General features: G+C 32.7%; 2 protein-coding genes. Both read left to right on the top strand.

Going from position 1 to position 1672, the window contains the following annotated elements; all coding sequences use genetic code 11:
* Positions 1 to 134: 134 nt before the first annotated feature.
* Entirely contained in the window at positions 135 to 989 is an 855-nt protein-coding gene (locus CCZ01_RS09815; RefSeq protein ID WP_112053025.1) for a hypothetical protein, read from the top strand.
* Positions 974 to 1570, top strand: a complete 597-nt coding sequence (locus CCZ01_RS09810; protein WP_112053024.1) for a C39 family peptidase — start codon at positions 974 to 976, stop codon at positions 1568 to 1570. Before CCZ01_RS09815 ends, CCZ01_RS09810 begins: the two co-directional genes overlap by 16 nt.
* Positions 1571 to 1672 lie beyond the last annotated feature (102 nt).

Here is a 1672-nt window from a genome sequence, read left to right as displayed (position 1 = left end):
TATGCTATAATTTTTTTACTTAATATTTTTTTAAATATTACTCAATCTTTCAAAATTATTTTATTTTATTTGTTTTTATGCTTCAGTATGTTACAATCTGTGTTAGAACATTCACTCCTTAAAGGGATTCACAATTGAAAAAAATTCTTTTCACTTTTTTACTATTTACGCTTTTTGCTTTTAGTTCTGATGAGCTAAATATTGATACACTCTTTAAAAAGCAAATTGGCTTAAGAAGTATCACAAGCTTTTCTTTATTAAGCACAGGTAATGAGCATTCCTACTATCTCTATCCCAACATTGGCGTCAATGGTAATACTGCTATTTGGAATGATACTAAGCAAGCATTTTTGCAACAAACTTTTGTTTATACTTTATTTCCTAAGTTAGACATTATTGTATCTGCAGGTGGAAGTTATGCAAGGCAGGAGTACACAACATTTGATACAAGCGAATTTGCGACACAAAATCAATTTGGCTTTGATTCTTCTTGGATTGGTCTTAGCTATACTGGAGAAAGCATTGCTGATCTTATACCACAAATCACAATTCAAACCGCAGTAATCCAACGAGAACACTCATTTGGAGGATCTAAGAATTTTTATTTTAAATCTCAAAATGTGCAGGGGAGTTTAAGGGGCTATAGCGATCCTGTTGTATATAGCCTTTACGCAGGATTTGGTTACAATCAGCCTAGAAAATTCAATACCCTAAAAATTGACTATGGGCATAGTGTTTACATAGGTGGCGACCTTTCTTTAGTTTTAAGCCCTAAGATTACTCTTGATATGGGCATTGAGCAACGATTCCAGAGTGAACAAAAAATCAATGGCAGAAAAAATTCTGAAATTCGTTCTATTCCCACCTTAAGCACAGGCTCAACTTATAGTCTAAATGCAGATACCGCTTTTGCGATTAATGCAAATTTTGGGGGGAGCTCAGCTGCCCCTGACGCAATTTTTGGGGTTAGCTTATGGAAAAAGTTTTAAAAGTTTTATGCTTATTATTGTTACCTTTATCCTTAAATGCAGAATTTATCGTAAAATCGTATCAGGAGCTAAAGAATCAAAAAGTGGTTCGTCAAAATTACGAACAATCTTGTGGTGCTTCCTCTCTTGCAACACTCCTAAATTTAATTGATAAAAAACAATATACTGAACTTGATTTGCTAAAAGTGATGAGCCAAAAAGAGCTTTATACGGATATGGTAAGTTTTGCTGATTTAAAAAGTGCAATCCAAACTTTAGGTTACGAGGGACAATCCTATAAAATTCATCAAGACAACCTAGAGTTACTCATTCAAGTTCCATTACTTGTTAAGATTGAAGATGATCCAAGATTTCCGCATTTTGTCGTCATCATCAACCAAAAAGGGAATTATCTTGAAGTGCTTGACCCAAGTCATGGAAGCTATATAAGTTCTAAATCTCAATTCTTTAGCATATGGGATCGTCATAAAAAGGGAGGTTTTGCATTAGTCGTCGTCCCTAAAGCAGGACCAGGGGAATACAAGCTTAATATTCCCTCTTCAAAAGTGCATTTTGAAAAGAAGCCTTTTAAAATGTTCTAATACAAATTGTAACATATTGAAGCATAAAAACAAATAAAATAAAATAATTTTGAAAGATTGAGTAATATTTAAAAAAATATTAAGTAAAAAAATTATAGCATA

Origin of the sequence: Helicobacter monodelphidis, assembly GCF_003288845.1 — a bacterium.
Lineage (GTDB): Bacteria > Campylobacterota > Campylobacteria > Campylobacterales > Helicobacteraceae > NHYN01.
Note: the sequence above shows the minus strand (reverse complement) of the source record. Positions and strands in the feature narration are given on the sequence as shown.

Excerpts from the sequence above, each read along its gene's own strand:
- CCZ01_RS09810 (WP_112053024.1), top strand. The coding sequence starts at position 974 with ATGGAAAAAGTTTTAAAAGTTTTATGCTTATTATTGTTACCTTTATCC.